This window comes from Dehalobacter sp. DCM (assembly GCF_024972775.1).
Taxonomy (GTDB): Bacteria; Bacillota; Desulfitobacteriia; order Desulfitobacteriales; family Syntrophobotulaceae; genus Dehalobacter.
In genome coordinates this window covers 261,595-280,420 of record NZ_CP092282.1, presented here as the reverse complement: position 1 = coordinate 280,420, position 18,826 = coordinate 261,595, and the positions used below count along the sequence as shown (strand labels likewise).

Sequence of the window (18,826 nt, the reverse complement as noted above, 5' to 3'; positions counted from 1 at the left end):
CCTCTTAGTTGACAGGCTCGATTTCCGCTATATATCCTCTGGTGCGGGCTACGGTTGTCAAGTAGCCACAGTGGTTGCAGACCAGCGCCAGCTCCCAATTTTCATTTCCTTTTTCGTCACGGGAGCAGTCTGTGCCGTAGGATACCTCAAAGTCATTGCCTCCGCATTTCACACAGGTCAAGACATTTCTTGTCATTTTAAGCCGTCTCCTCTTTTACCTTGTTGGAAAAATACCATTCGAGGGCCTCGTCAACGATTCTTTCGATCTCGCTTGCTTTTGTGTCTGCGGGGAAATACTTGGAATAGACCTTGTGCTTGATTTTGACAGGGGGTGGTGTGGTTGATTTCGGCTTTTTATTGATTTCACCCGAAAGGATTTGATAGGCGGTTTTCTCGTTCAGTATGCTGCTTTCGGAGTAGCTTCTGAGCATTTCCGCCTTTTTCATATCCACTTTGAATTCATTTTCGGACAGCACCTTTTCAATTTCCTGCTGTTCCGCTTCGGCAAGGTAGGAGAGGGCGACGGCAGGGTAAACTCCTATTTCGGAAGTATCAACACGTCCTTTCAACGCTTCGTTCAATTTATCAATCCGTAATAATCGCGATACGGAGTTTTTTGACAAGCCATATTCAATGCCCAACTGAACATCGCTGTGCAACTTTTCCCCTATTAGGGGAGAAGTCGATTTTCCCTTGATGTACTGCGGATTTTCAAGCATTTTAAGCTCTGCGATAATGTCATTGCGCTTGCCTTGCGAGAACATTTTTGAATGCCGTAAAGTAAGCACTGCCGCCTTTTCAGACGGCAGCATATCGGCAAAGGAACGCTGCATGACATTGGTTTCGATGACATACATCCATGCTTCCTCATCCGACAGGTTTTCCTTGATAATAAATTCGCCTTCGTCAAGTCCTGCCAGTGTGCCGGCGTTCATGCGGTTGTGCCCTGCAAGCATTTCATATCTTCCGTTATCCTTGGTGCGGGCAATCATTGGGGTCAGGATGCCATAATTGCTGATGCTTGCAACCATATCATCCAAACGCTCACCGCTGTACAAGCGAAAAGGATGATTGGGGTATGGGTCCACCTCAGTAAACTTCAGGCGGACTACACCGTTTTTTATATCGGTTGCTTGACCCTCCGGTTCCACTGCCATAAGCAGTTCGTCCATTGATTTAATCCGTTTCGGTGCAGGTCTATCCGGCATACCCACTCAACTCCTTTGCAAATTCCATGTATGCAAGTCCGGCTTTGGATTTGGGGTCGTATTCCATGATGCTCATTCCGCAGCGGTTTGCTTCGCCCACCCTGATGGAGCGAGGAATGGAGGTCTTGAAAACTCTCATGCCTCCCCGGTATGCTTCATTCACTTCCGCGCTGACTTCTTTGTGCAGATTTGTCTGCATATCGCACATGGTCATAAGGATACCCTCAAATTCAATTTTAGGGTTAATCCTGCGTTTTATTTTCAGAATGGTCTTGGTCAGATCCTGGAGCCCTATGGTTGCGTAAAACTCAGGGTTGATTGTAATGAGAACGCTGTCTGCTGCGGAAAGGGCGTTGATTGTCAGCGGGCCAAGGGAGGGATTTGTATCAATGAGGATATAGTCATAGTCCTTACACAAAGGCTCAAGAATGTTGAAAAGCAATTTTTCGCTTCCCATCTCCAACCGCAGATTGGATTCGACAACCGACAAATGGATGTCATTGGGGATAAAGTCAAGTTTCCCACGCCGGTAAACATACTCACTCTTAGACGGCAGTTTTTCCTCATCCATTGCCATTGTCATTAAATTTGCTATCGTTGTGCCAATTTCATGGGTATCTTCCAACACAAGGGAAGCTGATAAATTGGACTGGGGATCATAGTCAACCGCCAAAACACGAAGGCCTAACTCCCCAAGGGAGTAGGCCAGGTTGCGAACACTAGTTGTTTTTGATACACCACCTTTCTGATTTGCAACCGTAATTATTTTGCACATCTGCTCTTTCCTCCTTTTTATTTTAGATTGCTAATTTTTGTGCCCTAAAAAGGGCGTAAAAAAATAGGGCTTAATCAGTGAAAACCCTGTTGTTTCAACGGTTTCCCTAATTTAGCCCTATTATAGCACCAGCGAAGATGCCGTACCAGTCTGGTATCCCCTTGGCGGCCGGGTATATTCCGAAACCATAGCCTGTTGCAGGCTTTTTTTCGTCGAATTAGTAGCTACATTTTGCTTTACAACCCAAGTAATTTGTAAGCAATAAAACCTTCAAAAGCGTGTTGACTTCTTGAAGGCTTTATTCGATACAAATAGCTGTTTTTTTTGATTTTTAAACCGCAATACCGATTATTATTCCGGCATTAATCATAACCCAGTTTTTTTAAGCGCTTCTAAATCCTCATAATATCTACTTACCGTTATATTCATACACGCAATCCTATTATCAGTTGTTCTGGTTGACAAATACCTCTTGTTATAGAACAAGGTGAAATCGTGTATTGTAGCAGATAAATTTGAGCAACACTGACTCCACTCTTTTAGCTCAATTGGGGGTATAGCGAGATCAGTTTCTTCAAAATAATACTTATCAATTGAAGGAATAACTGCTTCCATATCTTTAACAAGGGTTTCTTCTGTTTTAGTTCCATTCAGGTATTCATTATATAAGCCAATCACTTTTTCGGCTAGTGTTATAAGGTGCGACATAATTGAGTTTGTAATCTCAATTAACGCTTCCTTATCTCCAATATTTTCTTCTGTGAAAATCTTTAAGTTTTCATAATATGAATGGATATTGAAATGAACATCATTGATAATGATACAGTTATTATCTAACCTGTACCACCAATTTTTATCCTGATATTCATCTACACATCCTGTATTTCCTGCTTCATCTAAAAATACTTTCATAAGGTTTTCCTCTTGTAAATCATTGTTTATAAAGCTCTGTTATTTCGATCAGTATGTACTTGAAGCTATGCTTGATTTTTTCCCTTTTATCTATCAAGATGCCGAGTTTTTTGTTCAAGATTGCTTGTCTTGATCTTTCCCCTTGAGTAGATAAAAAGGTGCTAAGCTGGTGGTTCCCTTAGCAGTAAAACTCAAATTGGGTGATCTACTACTAACATAAGTTTTATATTACCTTCAACTAATATCAGTATTCTATCTTTTTCATGCATATGGATATTAATCAATCCATTCTTTTGGTATTAACTTCTGGTTTTCGCCTCTCCATTCGCATACTTCATGTACTCTCTCAACCTTTCCCCATACACTTTCATCTGCATGCTCCAATACTATAATTTGCACTGGTTTATTAGCCATTGCCATTGCAGAAGCCATAGTTTTAAATATTTTTTCTACAGCAAGCCTATCTTCATCATCCAATGTTGGGTCAAGTTCTTTGTCATCTTCTTTAGCAGCTATTTTTTGGGGAAAATAAACTTGGCTTGGCTGATCATAAACAATAAAATTAGGAACTGATGACATTGCCGTATTACTAAAGAATATTTGAAAAGCTAATGTTGCTGCAATATGATATGCAAGCCAATTAGATCCACTACCAATTTCCCATAAATAATCATCGCGTCCATCATCTGATGAAACTATTACTGTTAAGTTCTTATAATCTACTTTTATTGGATCATTAGGTCTTTCCGAATCAAGTAAAGGAATTAATTTCATAGTATTAGATGATACAGTCCTAATAGCGGTATCAATCTTTTTTTCAATTGCAATTTCATCTACTTGTTTTTTTAGGTCATCTAAATCCTTCTGCACTCGATTAATTGCATCTATTAATGCACTATCTGTTCCTAATAAATCAAATGTTTCGCTGGCATATTGAACCTTACCCAAAAATCTAGAAATGCCGTCTAATGTATATTTCTCATTTTCAGATGCATTTTTCACTTCGCTCTGAATTTTGATTCTTTTTTGTACTGCTGATAAGCGCTCACTTAATATGCCTATTTCCTTCTTTACATTTTCGTATTCTCTTTCAAAAGCTGCAGGAATAGCCTTTGTATAACCAGTTTCATCTTCCAGCTTTTCTAGATTATTATAAAGTTGCTCAAGAACACCATCCTTAACATTTGTAGTTCCACAAATAGGACAAGCACTGCTTTGTTCACTTAATGAACGAAGCCATTTTGAAATATTTAAACGTTCTACTTGAATTGACAAAGAATTTCTATATGTATCCAAACTATCAAAAAGTTGAGACATCTCTGTATAACGACTTTTTGATTTTGTCAATTCCATAGCAACAGAACTTTCTTCTTTTCTTAAATCTATCATTTCATGTGAAGCAGCAATGATCTTTTCACTATCAATATTTGCATCTGAAGAATTTTTATTTATTAGTTCCTTGAGCAAATTGACTTGATCATCAAATGCCAATTCATCAGTTTTTAGGTTGCTAATGATTCCATACTCTTTAGCTAGACTTACCCATCCGTTGATTTCAATCTTCCACTTCTCAGATACATCCTTTAGCTTCTGCAAGTCTCTTTGTTTTCTGTTTAATTCTCTTGTCAGATCGTTAATTTGTTGACGTTTAGCTAAAATTTCCGGTGTCACAGCCCCTAGAATATATGGAAAAATGTTAATTAATTTTGTTCGATGTTCTGTGGTGTCTGCTTTATAGAATAGTGTATTTGCATTTGCAACTATATTTTGAGGTTGAAAGCAAAATGCCATTAAGTCTCTAAATGATGGACGTCCAAAAAACTGATTATTGGTATCTGCCTCAATATCTAGAAATGATAATTTAGCCGATTCATCCAAAAAATGTTTTACATTCTGCCTAGTAGTATTCTTAATCACTTGCGATGGTATTTCTACCGATTTACCCTCCATTAAAAACATATCATCCGTTGACTTTTGTAGCCCAGGTTCTTTTCTTGCTAATAATATTTCACTTCCATTTGATGAAATTAATATACCAAACCAACTACATGCATTACGAATAGTTTTAACAGGAATATAGCAACTGCCTGAACCAAGGCAGTAATCGATAATCGGTATTATAGCAGATTTTCCCGTTCTGGAAGCACCAGTAATAATGTTGATTTGATTTAGTTCAAATTCAATTTCTTTAAAATCGTATTCTTGCTTTTTAGGCCATAAAATCAACTTTTTTATTTGAAAATCCATGCTAAAACCTCACTTTCAATATTTGAGATATTTCGTGCATAGTTAATCTTGCACACCAGTTACCTAGTTTTTCAGCTGCCTTTCCTAACCGTATTACGGAGGCAGATTCACTTTTCTTTTCAGAAATAGTTATTGGGAATAGTAATGCACTTTCTGCATCTAACGAAATGAGATTAGCATGAATTGCAATTTGCAGTGACTTTAATGTAAGAAGTTTTGTCCCTTCACTAGCCTTATGTATATGAGAAACCATATCATTTTTTAATACTTTAGTAGTAAGGAACTTATCTGCAAAATATCTTAACCCTGATTGTTTTTGCGTTGATGTAATAATATCGACTAAATCGGCTCTAAAAATAATTGGTAGCACAACAAAAAATAATTGAAATGGTATAAATGAAGAGTTGTATTCGTAATAACCCCTTGAAAAATTCCATATTATATATGCACCTAGCGCTGGATTTTGTACGTTCTCAAATTCTTTAGAGAGATTCCCCATTCTTACTCCTCCTCTCTTTTAAAACCTTCTTGTACTCTGGATGCCATCCTATACTTTCGTCATCTGCTAAGGTATGAAAACATCCTGACGTAAAAAAGGAGGGAGCAACAAAAGTTCCCATATCTACTTGCTTATCTTTACATTCAAAATATAGTAACTTACCTCTTTCACTTTCCTCTGAGGTTTTTTGTATAATATCTAATATTTTCTTCTTGTTATTCCAGATTCTAATTAATTCTTCAGAAAATGATGAGATTGCATCTTTACTAATGTCTCCTTTTTCTGCCCAGGCTGTCCTGTTTGCTGATGCACGTAAATAATCACTAACAGCCTCTATTTTATCCGTATAATCACAATCCACAATATCTAATTGTTCAACATATACACGAAATGCTTCCAATTCGTCGTTTATCATATTTTCCGATGGCTTTGGGGCTATTTCAACTAAGCTTAATTTTTGATTAACTTCTCGATATTTAGCTGTTAATTCATTTCTAAAATCTTTGCTGTATATGATCATTGGCTTTCTATCTTCTGCTAATTCAGCAGTTCGTTTGTCAATCCAACCCAACATGTAAACAAACATTATATCGAGTGAATTTTTTGCAATAAAAGCTTTTTCCTCAAATCTTTCATATAAAACTTCAGTATGCTTTTTAGCTAACGTTTCGAGTTTAAACTTTTTAATAACATTACAGGCATCTGACTTGCTCTTATTAGAAAAGAATGCACGAATGTAATCTGCATATTCATCTCCAAGTTTCTTTTCAATTCCTTTTTCGTCATAAAACTCGTTTTTTGCTGTTTCCCAAACTTTATTGGCTTCTTCTACCGTAGTAGCATTATTAAAAGAGTCAACAATACCGCCATGTTTATCTACAGTAATCAGCAACTTACATTTTGTACATTCGATATTGATCTCTTTTTCTTGTAGAGCAACTAACCAATTATACAATGTTTTCCACAAATCAGTAGCTCGATCTGAAACAGGGTTTCTACTTGATAATGCACTTTTTGCCTGTATAGCTTCCTTTGTTCCATCTGATTTTTCCACCCCGATGTCATCGAAGACCTCAACACTAACAGCATCTCCATCTTTACAGTCAAGTAGTTCGTACATCATATGTCTGACCTGCAGTGAATAAGCATAAACTTTATCTGGTACATGAGTATTACTTAATTTAACATTCTTCATTGATGAGCCGCCCCCTCAAAAACATCCTGCTTATCAGTGGATTTTTTATATCTTTGCTGACCAGAAGAAGTCTTCTCTATAGGGGTTACCTCGTTATTTACTGAATTGATATAGTTAAGGAATAATGTACCTAACAATAGACGGTCACTTCTAGATATTCTATTCCATTCATAACCCTTGAATAAATCTCTTAACAAAAAGATTTCACCAGGATTTATGTTAGATGTTTCATCTATTGCAATTTCTAATAGGCCATTGACATTTGCCATTTTTTAACCCCCAAGATGTAATAACAATATAAACAACATTGTTATTACAATTGTATATCTTTGGGAGATTTGTTTCAACAAAAAGTGCGTAAATTTACCAAATATTCTTAAATCTTTTAACTTTATATTAGCTACCAACACTAAAACCCTCAGCGACACTGAGGATTTTAGTCTTAACAGTTATTTTCTTCAGGCAAGGACAGCTATTTACTGCCCCTGCCGCTGCTTAAAAATCGAAGTATGAAACTCGCTGATTCATCACTATTCCGGATTTGAATTGGATCTCTATCAGATCATCCTTGACAGCCTTGATGCTCTGCAGGAGCCTCCTGACGAGGTCGTTGTCAAACTCTCTGACCTCGCAGGTAGTTTTCTTCAGGCAGACATCCATATCGTCGAGCCTCTGCTGAATATCAGTCGCTATTTTCTGCTCCCGCACCAGCTCCAGCTTTTTCTGCTTAAGGTCGTTGATCTGCTCTGCTATTCTATGGTATTGCTCATCAAAATCCTCCGTTATGGAGCCTTGCTTAGCATTTTCCTCTATTAAAACCAGCATTTCAGCCTGCAGCTTTTCAATTTGTCCGTCATATTCGGTAGTCACATTTTTTGTGGAGTGGCTGCCAATGACCCGTATGACGTTCTCGCGGAAGGCGCCGACAAACTCGCCGCGGTTTTCCACTACATTGTTAATGGCAGTCATTATGGCGTCATGAAGGACTTCCTCTTTGAACGTGGGGGAGTACTTGCAGTTCTTGGTTCCATTCTTCAGGCGGTTCTCACATCGCCAAACGGCGCTTTTTTGACCGTATTTTGACCATACCTGCCTACGGTACGGCTGGCCGCATTCCTTGCACACCATAATGTCGGTCAGGGCGAACTTGGAACTGTATTTACTTTTCTCCTTTTCATTTTCCTGCTTTGCCCTTCGGGCTGCCGCAGTTTTGCTTAGGCTCGCCCTCCGTGCTTTTTCCTCCTGCACCTGATAATAAAGCTCTTTGGGGATGATGGCCTCGTGGTCATCCTCTATGTAATACTGGGGGACGATGCCTTTGTTCTTCACCCGCTTTTTGGTGAGAAAATCGATGGTATAGGTTTTCTGCTGTAGGACGTCGCCCATGTATTTTTCGTTGCTCAGCATTTTTTCGATGACGCCGGGGCACCATTTGGTCAGTCCGGTGACGGTGGTGATGCCTTCTGACTCTAATATCTTAGTAATCTGTATGATGCTGCTTCCTTCAAGGTAAAGCCGGAAAATCCGTCTGACCAGCTCTGCTTCCTTCGGTACGATGACCAACTCGCTATTCTTATCCTTGGTGTAGCCTAAAAACTTATTATGGTTGACCGAGACGATGCCGTTCTCAAATCGTCTGACAAGACCCCACCGGGTGTTTTCACTAAGGTTCCGGCTTTCCTCCTGCGCCTGGCTGCTCAGGATGGTTATTAAAAGCTCGCCGGTTCCCTCCAGCGTATTCACCCCTTCTTTTTCGAAGAAGACGGCAACGTTCATTTCCTTGAGCTTGCGAATGTTCTGCAGGCTGTCCACCGTGTTTCTGGCAAAGCGGCTGACCGACTTGGTGATGACCATGTCGATTTTTCCGGCCATGCAGTCCTCGATCATGGTGTTGAAGTCATCTCGCTTTTTGGTGTTTGTGGCGCTTTTACCGTCATCCGCATAGATTCCGGCGAGCTTCCAGTTGGGATTGCTCTTGATTTTTTCGGTATAGTAGGAAACCTGGGCTTCGTAGCTGGTTTCCTGCTGCTCCAGCGTGGTGCTGACACGGCAGTATGCCGCCACCCGCAGGGCTTTAAACTGAGGTTTTATGCTCCTGTCATACTCCGGTAGGGAAGGTATAAGGGATATGCTTTTCTTTTTTGCTGTCGCTGTCTGCATCATAGGTTCTCCTTCCTTGGCTTAATATCCAGCTTCCATAGTTAATCCGTTTATAAATTCAAACACCAGCTGATGATCGGCGTAGACCGTGATCTGTTTTATTACCGTCAGAAACAGTTCCTCATTAAATTCCACGATAAGCTGTCTGCCTGAAAATGCCTGTTTCATCTTCCCGGTGTTATGGTCAGTGTCATCGATTCTCGCTGTTTTATAAAAAGCTTGTGCCCGTTCAAAAATAAGAGCCGGAAGCTCCTTGGACGAATACCGTCCTTCTGCTTCCAGCTCTCTAATCCGCTGATCCAATTTATTATATACAAGGCTATTTGGAATTGGCTCTTTCTTTGGCGTCCGGTCGAGGATTTGCAATCTTGCTAGAATCCGGTTGGCTACCTCAATGAAGGCTTTTTCAATCTGCTCATCTGCGAGGAAACCACACCGGCAGCACACTCGGTTCCTGTAAATATATCTCTTGCATTTCCAGAACGACTTCTCCGATGCTCTGCCACAGTGCTCGATGTATTTGCGGTAAACCTCACCGCATTCTCCACACCGGAGCTTTCCTGTGAATGAATATTGGCGGTTCGCGCTGTTCGGCTGAATGCTTCGCCCCAGCTGTTCACAGCGTTCTTGTCGGCGTTTCTGCACCTGCTCGAACAGTTCTGTGCCAATCATCTGCGGGTAGAATTCATCCCCAAGGCATTTGACATTCTCCAGTATCTTGCCTATTGAGCCATGATTCCAGGAGGCTTTGTTGTTGGCGTTTGGAAAGCCCATTTCGGTAAGCCGCTTTGCAAGGGAAGAGGTGGAGGCTCCGGACAGATAGTCTGCAAATATCTTTTTTACAACAGCCGCCTTGGGTTCATCAAGCTGTATTTTACCATCCACCAGCTTATACCCGATGGGCATATGCCTTTGCATCATCCTCTACCGCCTCCTTCCTGTAGGATTCGGACAACTCCAGTCGGTTGATAAGCCGGAAGATGATTTGTCCATTTTTCTGTATGATGACCTTGTCTATCGCCTGTAAAAAAAAATCCTCACGGTATTCTTCAATAACATGAGGATTGTTTCTGATCAGCTCCAGTAGTTGCTCTGTTCCGGTGATCTCTTGGTCGAAACCGTTATTATCCAGAAGCTGGCTTCTTTTCTTTTTTATAGCGGCAAGCTCTATTGTCAGGGTATTTTGCCGCTCTATAAATACCGCAGGGTCTATATACCCCTTCGATACCAATCTACTGAGTATATGACCCTGCTCTGTAAGTTCCATGATTCTATTACTGCAGTCCCCGATTTCCTGCTCCTGCTGCTCGTCCATTCGAAGCTTTTTAAGTATATCCAGCAGGGGAGTGAGGATATCGGTATAATTGCTTACAAGCTTGTTCCACATCACACTGAAAGCCCACTGGACGTCATCCTCCCTAATTGCCTTTTGGCTGCATTTGGTGTTGTCCAAAATGTGCTGACGGCAGCACCATTGGATTTTCTCATAGGGCTTGCCGATGTAGATTTTCTGTCTTCGGAGCATACCGCCGCATTCGCCGCATAAGATTTTGCTGCTGAAAGCGTACCGGCTTCGGTATTTCTCCGAATCGTCCATCCCCATCTGCTTTCTGCGGTATTCGAAGATTTTCCTAATCGCCTCCACCTGTTCATGTGAGATAAGGGGTTCATGGTTGTCCTCAATCAGGTATTGAGGAAGCTGACCCTTGTTTCTCTGTCTCTTAAAGGGCAGCACCTGTGTGGTCATGGTTTTCTGATGAAGCAGATTTCCGGTGTAAATTGGATTTAACAACATTTCCTTTATCACACCGTCATGCCATTTCTCAGCCGAGCGTATCGTTGGGATTCCTTCCTCCGATAAATCCTTGGCGATTGCATATGTGCCCTTACCGTTTAAATATTCTCTGAATATGCGACGGACTACTGCGGCTTCTTCCTCCTGGATTAATAGCTCGCCATTTACATCCTTGGTATAGCCGTAAGCGGGAGTGCCAAGGATGAAGGTACCGTCTTGAAAGCGTTTAATCGCCGCCCATTTGTTGTTGGTTGATATGCTTTCGGATTCACCCTGAGCTAGCGAGCTTAAAATGGTCAGCATCAGCTCACTTTTCTCCGACAGGCTGTCGATATGCTCCTTTTCAAAATAGACGGAGACGCCAAACTCCTTCAATCTCCGAAGTGCCTGGATGCTGTCTACAGTGTTTCTGGCGAACCGGGTCAAGGATTTGGTTATGATCATATCAATCTTCCCGTCCTCGCAATCCTTCATCATCCTCAAGAATTCATCTCTTTTTTGCAGCTTCGTCCCGCTTCTTGCTTCATCGGCGTAGATTCCGGCAAACTGCCAGTTCTCTTGATTTTCAATTAAGGCAGTGTAATACTCCATCTGTGTGGTAAAAGAATTCTGCTGCTCACGAGAATCGGTACTTACCCGGCAATAGGCACACACCCGCTTTTTCGGCTGTAATTGCCGGACGACCTGTTGTCTAACAGGATCTATTCTTACTACTTTTTTTGCCATGCGTTTTCTCCTTTCTCCCATATTTGACCTCCTGTTAGCAACACACATTACCACACAAGCTTTGAGATAGCTAGTGTTTTTACACATATACTCCGGAAAGCTCCGGCGTGAAAGTTTGACGATTCAATTCGTCTATTTTTTTGTGCTCAGCAGGGGAGATAAGGCCGTTACGGAGCATTATATCCAGTAGTTTCACCGCCACCTTATATTTGACCTCATTGGCTGCTTGATTCTTTGACATATCTCTCACCCTCCGTTCACTGCAGAGAAAGGGAAGGACTTTGATAATCCAGCTGAATTAGGCCTTCCAACGGTGAATAAAGCTCGACACCCAGCTTATCCAGTCCTCTTAGAAACTCCAGTAATTTTGCCGTATCCCGCCCCAGGCGGTCAAGCTTTTTTATAAGCAATATATCCATTTTGCCATCTCCGGCGGCCTTCATGACCTCGGCGAGACCGGCGCAGTCACAATCCAGACTGCTCCCGATATCCTCAGATTCGCCAACGACCGCAAATTCCATCTGCTCGGCGTAATCCATGAGCTCCTTTTTCTGCCCTTTTAAGGCTCCGTGGGTATCCTCCGGCGCGTCGATCTGGCAGTAAATCCATGCGCGCAGCCGGCTTTCCTGGCTCCAGAAGGCTTGAACTTCTTCAACGCTCGCAATCGGGATGCTGACAGGCTCCTTTTCGCCCAGTTGCATGGGTACCAGCTCTTTTGTGATGTCCTGCAGAAGCTTCTGATCCGGGCAGCTGTTAATAAATTCGCCAAAGGTATTTAATATCAGCCTGTCCAGCGTATCCGTCAGAACAATTTTGTCCGCATGATCCTTTTTCAGCATGACAAAGCTGGCGATGTTGGACGGAGACTTCTCAAAGTAGTATTCCTGCCTCTCACCATCAAGCCCGTACACATATCCGACGACAAGATCCTTTTTTAGCAGTTCTGCTAACGCTTCCTTTTCCATATCGCTTTCCTCCTTGATATTTCGAATTTAATCTCAGAAGGATACGGCAGGACAGAAAAAGACCGCCCTGCCGCATAGTTTCCAAGATCAAAAATGATCTACTTGTTCTTCATTACGATTTGCGCTTCTATTCGACACTACTTCCCGAAGCGGAAAAGCCTTGCGGCTCAAAGGGCGGCAGCATAAACGGTTTGTGGTCGGCAAACCTCATAGGAATTTCACCTCTCCCAGGATCTCTGCGAGCCGCCCCCATTGCTTGAGTCTGTGGCTGGACGGAAGTAGCATTGTCACTGTCCATTTCATTGCGAAACAGTCCACCATAGACTGTTTTATGACCGGGCTTTGCCGCTCGTCACCTTCGATGCCATCGGTTCGACAGATGTCTGTCACCCATCTGCAGGCAGTCTTGGCGCGCCCGTCAATGTCGCTGCCGCTCATCGCGGCTGGACAGATCATGTATTTATGCTGCCGGATATAAAATTTTCAAGGAGCAAAAGAGAGAATAGAAAAACCCCCTCACTTACTTCCACGTTGAGTGAGGGGGCTGCACGGAAATTTTTTTACTTTTCCATAAGTTTTTTTAATTTGTAAAGGATTTTGACCTTTCGGTCATGGATGGTCATGTAGGGAATGCCTGTTTCCATCGATAACTGGCGCTCACTCTTGCTCTTGAAAAACAGTTCGGTGATCAACTCCTGTTCTTTCGAGGTAAGCCGCTTGAGGCAGGCCAGCATTTTCTCAATCATCACAGCTTTCACAACGGTATCATCCACGCATTCAGCATCGGCGGCAAACTGCCTGTTTTCCTCCAGAAGCCTTTCGTAGGAATCCTCTCGGCTAGGAAGGTATGTAACGGCTCCTTTGGCATAGTCAATCCTGTATCTCTCCACCTTCAGGTCATATTGCTGGTACTCCATCTTCCGGTCGCTTTTTTCAAGTGTCTCAATGATTTCATCGCTTAAATCGGGATGTTTTTCCCGATAATTCGTCTTTCTTTCAAATTTAGCCATAGGGCTTGTCCTCCATTTCGTGATTGTTGAAATCTGGAAATGAAGAACAAGGGGAGGGGAGCGACAATTGACACAAAACCTTTTTATACGACAAAAAACGCACACTTGGATGCAATCCAAATGCGCGTTTAAGAATTTACATATCCTATTTCCATGTTCTGACAGTTCTACTAGCTGGCCGCACTTGCCCCTTGACCAGAATGGGCTTTTTTTAATCGTTTAACATTAACTATGGTACATAAAATGATGTCCGCTTCATCACGCCCGGCTGCTATTCAATAGCAGCCTCTGAATTTTTGTCGCATACTGAATGAGCATAAAAACACCTTCCAAACTTGTAGGTTTGGAGGGGAAAATTATTAGGGCATAAGAAAGTCCCCGCCAAACTTACGTTTTTTTTGTTGGGCGGGTTACATTATTTTGCTTAAATATTTATTAATACCATGTCAATGTAAGTATTTCTCCACTAATACGCTCTAACAATTCGCATTTATATAGTTTCGTTGTATCGTTTCATCATTCAAATAGGAACTGTAAACTGTTGTTGGGGGTGAACTGATGGAACTTAGTAATATTGATAGGCTTGGTAGTATCCTTAAGACTGCCCGAAAAATCAAAGGACTTACACGGGAACAATTAGCTGAAATTATAAACATAACACCTCGCTATCTCATGTCAATTGAGAATGAAAATAAGAAACCGAGCTATGATGTCCTGTTCCGACTTGTCCGGGAACTGGGCATATCTGCTGATACAATCTTTTATCCCGAAAACCAACATCCTAATACTAAGGTAGAGCAACTCGTACGATCATTATATCTATGCGACGAACGGGATTTAAAGATCGCAACAGCAACCATACAAGCACTAATAGATAATAAATAATAAATGCCGTGTGAAAAATCGCAGATCTATAACATAAACAAAAATTCATTCCTTTGCATATTCTAAAAAATTTATTATCGTCTAACATAAAATCAAGACCAGCCGCAAAAATGGGCAGGTCTTGACGCATGAAATCTCACGGCAACCAGGCTGTCATAATGCTTAAAGCACCTTAGACCCTACGGCTTTGCGTCCCTGCCTTTAGGCAGGTTTGCCCTTAACATTATTTGTTTTTGTAAATCTTTTAAAATAGCGCATAATTGCAGTTGATGCCACCCTTGGTGTATATCGTGGCAAAGTTCAAACTGCAGACGCAAACATATTCTAGATTCTGATATAAAAAGTTTACGGTATTGCCGATACCCACAGCATCGATCATTAAACATTGGACGTCATCATCGTCCAGAAACTCTATTTGATATACTTTTTTAAGAGCAATGAAGCGTTATGACCGCCAAATCCAAAACCATTTGATATGGCATAATTTACTTCATGTTTGATTGCCTTATTAGGTATATAATCCAAATCACAATCCTCATCTGGCACAGTCAGATTTATCGTAGGAGGTATCTTGTCCTCCTCAAAAACTTTTAAAGTTATAATAGCCTCTATTCCTCCAGCTGCACCAAATAAATGGCCTGTTATGGACTTTGTAGCATTGACTTTAATACGATAGGCGCCTTCTTTAAACACTGCTTTAATCGCTTTTGTTTCAGATTTATCTCCCTCCGGGGTGCCTATTGCATGTGCGTTAATATAATCCACATGTTTTGGTGATATTTCAGCCATATCAATAGCTAATTGCATTGATCTTTCAGCTCCATGATAATCAGGACTTGTAATATGATAGGCATCCGTTGTCGCCTAATATCTGACAATCTCCTCAAGTATCTTAGCTCCACAACTTTTGGCATGTTCCAGTTCCTCCAGGAATAAAATTCCCGAACCTTCTGACATTACGAATCCATCCCTCAACTTATCAAATGGACGACATGCCTGTTCTGGATGTTCATTATTTGTGGACATTGCACACATATTGGTAAATTCAGAAAATGTAAATGTATTAATTGCAGCTCCACCGCTATTACTGCATCTGTATATCCGTGTTTAATAGTTAAAAACCCTTCTCCAATTGCTTGATTGGATGTTGCACAAATCAATACCGGAGAATAACTAGGTCCTTTAAAGCCTGTTTTAATGGCTATAATATCAGCCGCCATATTGCTAATCAACATAGGAATCATAAAAGGAGAAACACGCCTATTTCCTCTGGTCATAAATTCTTCATGATTTTTATAATTGTCTTAATGCCGCCAATGCCTGAGCCGACATAGACACGACTCTGTCCTTGTTAAAGTTTGTTTCCTGTACGTTTGCCATCTCCATTGCTTGTTTCGCTGCCGCATAAGCATATTGAATAAATAGATCATATCTATTCAATTCTTTTACATCAATATAGTCCTTGCGTTATAAGATAGTTGCTATAGCAAATAAGTCTATTCTCTCAAGTGATTGGCCTGTGGACCTATTTGTCTTATCAATAAAATATCATGCTGAAATAAGTTAACGTCTCGGGCCCATTATTATATTTAATACCGCAAACTTTGGCTGACTCCGTAACCAGAATTCCGTAGCCCTCTGTCGCAGGATGCATGCGTTCAGGAAACCTGCAAGGCTTATCCGGATAGGTGCATGTCTTGCATACTGTACACCCTTCCGCTGAAAGTACCAAAGCCTCAGGATACTTTGATCGGAAAATTTTCGCGACTTTATCTGAAACCCTCTTGTGCATTATTCTGTCGTTTTTCCATTCTTCGATATCATACATATCCTTCAGATGGTACATTGTTGTGAATATGAACACATTCTCATACTCATTGCATCGCACTTTACACCACTCGACAGTCCCGACGGCTGGTGGACAGGCCCATGTAGTGCCATACATTCTGCATGTATTTTTTTCACACATATTCCTTACTTCATTGGAAAAAACGATATTTTCCGGCTTTGCAAATACGTACTCAGCCAAATTGAGCTTTTCTTTCTGCAATAATATTTCACTTTCTATCATTGAAACACTTCCTCTCTTGTCCATCTTGTTTTATTACAATTGATATCGTTAAAGGTATGATATCTCTTGCTATTAAGTAATCTCTATAACCACATTCCGGGGCAGAGCAAGTCCGCAGGTAACTTCAATGGCTTTAATAACTCCACAGGGAACAGAGCAAGCACCATGGGGACAATACCCCCGAAATGTCCTGTTCATTGCCGATGCCAGACCACATCACTGCGCCAGCCGCTGCCGTTCCTTTTGCGACCTCAACCATCCCGTTTGGACGGATATTATCCAGTCCCGACAAAGCGGCTACCATCACAGGAGTTGCGAAAAATTCTCCAAAAAGCCCTATCTTTGTTGAAGATTCTATAGAATTTATTACCCGCATTTCGATCAGCAACGAATCAATGTCGTCACGTGTTATTCTGACAGAATTACCCAGAACCGCTGTATATCTACTAGTTATTCCTTTTTCTTACAGCTTTTTTCTCCGTCATTCAAATGACTCTCATTCATATAAATACCTCCATTTGAATATTTAAGCCATATCGACTGATAGTGCAGATAAAGCCGGTTTTCATCGCTTATTGCAGCACCTTCCGGAATTTACAGATTCCAACTAATCGGCATATTTTACATTTCTGTTTGATGTACCAAAAGATAAAGCTTATATTAGAGCATCCGCTTTGCCGGCGTGAAAATGACTGCTTGCTTATCCTTCCTACTGCTGTACCGATGAGACGACAGCCCTTAAGGCCTCTATCTCTTGCCGTGGCTGTTTACAACCTATGTATTTGGGTTATCTACCAAATATTAAGAAATTCAATCTTTAATAATATTTTGACACATCTCAATTATGACATTCTTAAAATAATCCAAAGAAATCGATTCAATATCAATGGGCACTTGAGTATAATCAAAAAACTCCAATATTTCTTCGTCAGAAATATTGGATACCCCACTGTCAAGCACAAGAATCTTGTCATACGAACCGAAATTTATCCTGGCATCAACTGGGTCCCATCCCTGTCCTTGCTGAAATATTTCATGCCAGTATTTTAACCAGCCGCTGGTCATATAAAAAACATTGTAGGCGCTATCTATCTCTTTTTTTCTTTCTGGATCGAATAACAACTCGATACAGTTATGCGCTTTTGGATAGGTGACTCCGGAATCCCGGGCTATTTGAAGTAATTCTGGATGGCACATGCTTCCATAAAGCAGTACTGCTTTTTGATTTTTAAGAGGTTCCAGACCGTTAACAATTCCGGTTTTCAATTTTTTATTGTCAACATGCAATGCAGGGGGCACAAAATCAATCTCTATATTGTGGTTAAGTAATTCCTGCTTGACTTCCGGCAGAATTTTTTCAATTTCCAGCTGAAAAATACCACAGGATAATATATGCACAATCATGTTCTATTCAACTCCTTAAATACGAGACATACAAAAAAGAAGAGATATTCATGTCGGACTATCGCTATCCTCTTCTTTTTTGTATGCGTTGATTAATTTTTTATATAAGCGTATCTACTCCAGTCGGAGTGAAAATAAGTTGCTTATCTTTTGCCTCCGCTGTACCTACGAGCCGATAACCTTTTGGCCCCCCATCCATGGTTGCCCCTACGACCCATGAATTTTTATTTGATTCTAAATTCTTTTGTGTGATCTCCATCTTATAAATACCGAAGACCACCGTGTCACTTACTACTTGGCCTTTACCTGCAATAATAGGATGAGGGGTTCCGTTTGCATCTACCGTAATAAGCGAGAGAAATGCCGATCCTTCAATAACTTTTTTTACATCTTCATTGATAACCATATTTTCGCCTCCATAAAAATTATTTGATAGCTCTTCACTCCGTTATTGCTATCTGGTATAATAATACTACTGCGTTATCTCATTTTCAAGAACGCAGAATATAATGAGTAGGTTCGAGAAATATGACCAAAGAAATCGATCGAAATGATAGACCTTGTAAAGATAATTGCCCATGTATGGACTATTGTCCATTGGGAAGTGCGCTAAGGGTGGTGGGTGGAAAATGGAAGATACCAATTTTATGTGCTCTTCATCAGGATGGTACGACAAGGTACAATGAACTGAAACGTAAGATTAGTGGTATAACAAATACTATGTTAGCCAGTTCATTAAAGGAGTTGGAAGAAAATGGCCTTATACATCGCGAACAATATATGGAGATGCCGGTGCGAGTCGAATATACATTAACCGACATTTGCCGTGATTTAATGCCGATTCTAAAGCAACTTGCAGATTGGGGAGTTCAGGTTCATACGTCGGAATCGCCACAAGCACATACTACTGAATAAAATATCAGAATAATAAATCTCTGGAATTCATATAATGCTTCTCCGCCAATAGAAACCTG

At 40.9% G+C, this 18,826-nt stretch carries 26 protein-coding genes and 1 riboswitch; of the genes, 3 read left to right on the top strand and 23 right to left on the bottom strand.

The features are described 5' to 3' along the window. Positions 1–4: 4 nt before the first annotated feature. From LPY66_RS01420 to LPY66_RS01360, 13 genes are all read right to left on the bottom strand, one after another. Positions 5–196, bottom strand: a complete 192-nt coding sequence (locus tag LPY66_RS01420) for a hypothetical protein (RefSeq protein ID WP_337986362.1) — start codon at positions 194–196, stop codon at positions 5–7. A gap of 1 nt (position 197) precedes the next feature. Continuing rightward, positions 198–1,208: a ParB N-terminal domain-containing protein gene (locus tag LPY66_RS01415; protein WP_337986361.1), complete on the bottom strand. Its 1,011-nt coding sequence runs from the start codon at positions 1,206–1,208 to the stop codon at positions 198–200. Further along, a complete protein-coding gene (locus tag LPY66_RS01410; protein WP_337986360.1) occupies positions 1,198–1,983 on the bottom strand; it encodes a ParA family protein in 786 nt (261 codons plus the stop codon). The genes LPY66_RS01415 and LPY66_RS01410 overlap by 11 nt, the downstream gene beginning before the upstream one ends. A gap of 366 nt (positions 1,984–2,349) precedes the next feature. Further along, entirely contained in the window at positions 2,350–2,895 is a 546-nt protein-coding gene (locus LPY66_RS01405; RefSeq protein WP_337986359.1) for a hypothetical protein, read from the bottom strand. Between the two features lie 276 nt (positions 2,896–3,171). Further along, the gene (locus LPY66_RS01400) at positions 3,172–5,142 is read right to left on the bottom strand and encodes a DUF3732 domain-containing protein (protein ID WP_337986358.1); all 1,971 of its coding nucleotides are present in this window, start codon (positions 5,140–5,142) and stop codon (positions 3,172–3,174) included. Between the two features lies 1 nt (position 5,143). Beyond that, the gene (locus tag LPY66_RS01395; RefSeq protein WP_337986357.1) at positions 5,144–5,641 is read right to left on the bottom strand and encodes a three component ABC system middle component; all 498 of its coding nucleotides are present in this window, start codon (positions 5,639–5,641) and stop codon (positions 5,144–5,146) included. Beyond that, on the bottom strand, positions 5,625–6,836 hold the full coding sequence (locus tag LPY66_RS01390; protein WP_337986356.1) for an ABC-three component system protein: 1,212 nt from the start codon (positions 6,834–6,836) through the stop codon (positions 5,625–5,627). The genes LPY66_RS01395 and LPY66_RS01390 overlap by 17 nt, the downstream gene beginning before the upstream one ends. Next, the gene (locus tag LPY66_RS01385) at positions 6,833–7,105 is read right to left on the bottom strand and encodes a single-stranded DNA-binding protein (RefSeq protein ID WP_337986355.1); all 273 of its coding nucleotides are present in this window, start codon (positions 7,103–7,105) and stop codon (positions 6,833–6,835) included. Before LPY66_RS01385 ends, LPY66_RS01390 begins: the two co-directional genes overlap by 4 nt. A gap of 226 nt (positions 7,106–7,331) precedes the next feature. Then, positions 7,332–8,996 (bottom strand): recombinase family protein, encoded by a 1,665-nt coding sequence (locus LPY66_RS01380; RefSeq protein WP_337988175.1) that lies wholly within the window; start codon positions 8,994–8,996, stop codon positions 7,332–7,334. 21 nt (positions 8,997–9,017) lie between these two features. Further along, entirely contained in the window at positions 9,018–9,917 is a 900-nt protein-coding gene (locus LPY66_RS01375; RefSeq protein ID WP_337986354.1) for a recombinase family protein, read from the bottom strand. Then, positions 9,886–11,517 carry a recombinase family protein gene (locus tag LPY66_RS01370; RefSeq protein ID WP_337986353.1) on the bottom strand — a complete coding sequence of 544 codons (1,632 nt, stop codon included), beginning with the start codon at positions 11,515–11,517 and terminating at the stop codon, positions 9,886–9,888. The genes LPY66_RS01375 and LPY66_RS01370 overlap by 32 nt, the downstream gene beginning before the upstream one ends. A 79-nt stretch (positions 11,518–11,596) precedes the next feature. Further along, entirely contained in the window at positions 11,597–11,758 is a 162-nt protein-coding gene (locus tag LPY66_RS01365) for an SHOCT domain-containing protein (protein WP_337986352.1), read from the bottom strand. Positions 11,759–11,774: 16 nt separating this feature from the next. Continuing rightward, on the bottom strand, positions 11,775–12,482 hold the full coding sequence (locus LPY66_RS01360) for a recombinase family protein (protein WP_337986351.1): 708 nt from the start codon (positions 12,480–12,482) through the stop codon (positions 11,775–11,777). A gap of 256 nt (positions 12,483–12,738) precedes the next feature. On the opposite strand from LPY66_RS01360, the gene LPY66_RS01355 reads away from it, so the two are divergent. Then, the gene (locus LPY66_RS01355) at positions 12,739–12,960 is read left to right on the top strand and encodes a hypothetical protein (RefSeq protein WP_337986350.1); all 222 of its coding nucleotides are present in this window, start codon (positions 12,739–12,741) and stop codon (positions 12,958–12,960) included. A gap of 82 nt (positions 12,961–13,042) precedes the next feature. Here LPY66_RS01355 and LPY66_RS01350 read toward each other — a convergent pair whose 3' ends face one another. Next, complete coding sequence (locus LPY66_RS01350; RefSeq protein WP_337986349.1) at positions 13,043–13,492, bottom strand: sigma-70 family RNA polymerase sigma factor; 450 nt, start codon at positions 13,490–13,492, stop codon at positions 13,043–13,045. 558 nt (positions 13,493–14,050) lie between these two features. Between LPY66_RS01350 and LPY66_RS01345 the strand changes: the two genes are divergently transcribed. Next, a complete protein-coding gene (locus LPY66_RS01345) occupies positions 14,051–14,377 on the top strand; it encodes a helix-turn-helix transcriptional regulator (protein ID WP_337986348.1) in 327 nt (108 codons plus the stop codon). 137 nt (positions 14,378–14,514) lie between these two features. Continuing rightward, positions 14,515–14,603: riboswitch (cyclic di-GMP riboswitch) on the bottom strand. A gap of 185 nt (positions 14,604–14,788) precedes the next feature. Here the strand turns inward: LPY66_RS01345 and LPY66_RS01340 are convergent. The 9 genes from LPY66_RS01340 to LPY66_RS01305 form a co-directional block, all read right to left on the bottom strand. Continuing rightward, positions 14,789–15,220 (bottom strand): beta-ketoacyl-[acyl-carrier-protein] synthase family protein, encoded by a 432-nt coding sequence (locus tag LPY66_RS01340; protein WP_337988174.1) that lies wholly within the window; start codon positions 15,218–15,220, stop codon positions 14,789–14,791. A 21-nt stretch (positions 15,221–15,241) separates the two neighbouring features. After that, positions 15,242–15,403, bottom strand: a complete 162-nt coding sequence (locus tag LPY66_RS01335; protein ID WP_337986347.1) for a beta-ketoacyl synthase N-terminal-like domain-containing protein — start codon at positions 15,401–15,403, stop codon at positions 15,242–15,244. After that, the gene (locus LPY66_RS01330; protein ID WP_337986346.1) at positions 15,349–15,612 is read right to left on the bottom strand and encodes a beta-ketoacyl synthase N-terminal-like domain-containing protein; all 264 of its coding nucleotides are present in this window, start codon (positions 15,610–15,612) and stop codon (positions 15,349–15,351) included. Before LPY66_RS01330 ends, LPY66_RS01335 begins: the two co-directional genes overlap by 55 nt. 58 nt (positions 15,613–15,670) lie before the next feature. Further along, a complete protein-coding gene (locus LPY66_RS01325; protein ID WP_337986345.1) occupies positions 15,671–15,817 on the bottom strand; it encodes a hypothetical protein in 147 nt (48 codons plus the stop codon). A gap of 97 nt (positions 15,818–15,914) precedes the next feature. After that, positions 15,915–16,448 carry a DUF2284 domain-containing protein gene (locus tag LPY66_RS01320; protein ID WP_337986344.1) on the bottom strand — a complete coding sequence of 178 codons (534 nt, stop codon included), beginning with the start codon at positions 16,446–16,448 and terminating at the stop codon, positions 15,915–15,917. A 72-nt stretch (positions 16,449–16,520) separates the two neighbouring features. Next, entirely contained in the window at positions 16,521–16,586 is a 66-nt protein-coding gene (locus tag LPY66_RS20935) for a hypothetical protein (RefSeq protein WP_443112512.1), read from the bottom strand. Then, complete coding sequence (locus LPY66_RS01315) at positions 16,582–16,824, bottom strand: alpha-hydroxy-acid oxidizing protein (protein WP_443112449.1); 243 nt, start codon at positions 16,822–16,824, stop codon at positions 16,582–16,584. Before LPY66_RS01315 ends, LPY66_RS20935 begins: the two co-directional genes overlap by 5 nt. Positions 16,825–17,258: 434 nt before the next feature. After that, on the bottom strand, positions 17,259–17,852 hold the full coding sequence (locus LPY66_RS01310) for a DUF1638 domain-containing protein (protein WP_337986343.1): 594 nt from the start codon (positions 17,850–17,852) through the stop codon (positions 17,259–17,261). A gap of 100 nt (positions 17,853–17,952) precedes the next feature. Beyond that, positions 17,953–18,258 (bottom strand): pyridoxamine 5'-phosphate oxidase family protein, encoded by a 306-nt coding sequence (locus LPY66_RS01305; RefSeq protein WP_337986342.1) that lies wholly within the window; start codon positions 18,256–18,258, stop codon positions 17,953–17,955. A gap of 122 nt (positions 18,259–18,380) precedes the next feature. On the opposite strand from LPY66_RS01305, the gene LPY66_RS01300 reads away from it, so the two are divergent. Then, positions 18,381–18,767, top strand: a complete 387-nt coding sequence (locus LPY66_RS01300) for a winged helix-turn-helix transcriptional regulator (protein WP_337986341.1) — start codon at positions 18,381–18,383, stop codon at positions 18,765–18,767. The last annotated feature ends 59 nt before the right edge of the window (positions 18,768–18,826 follow it).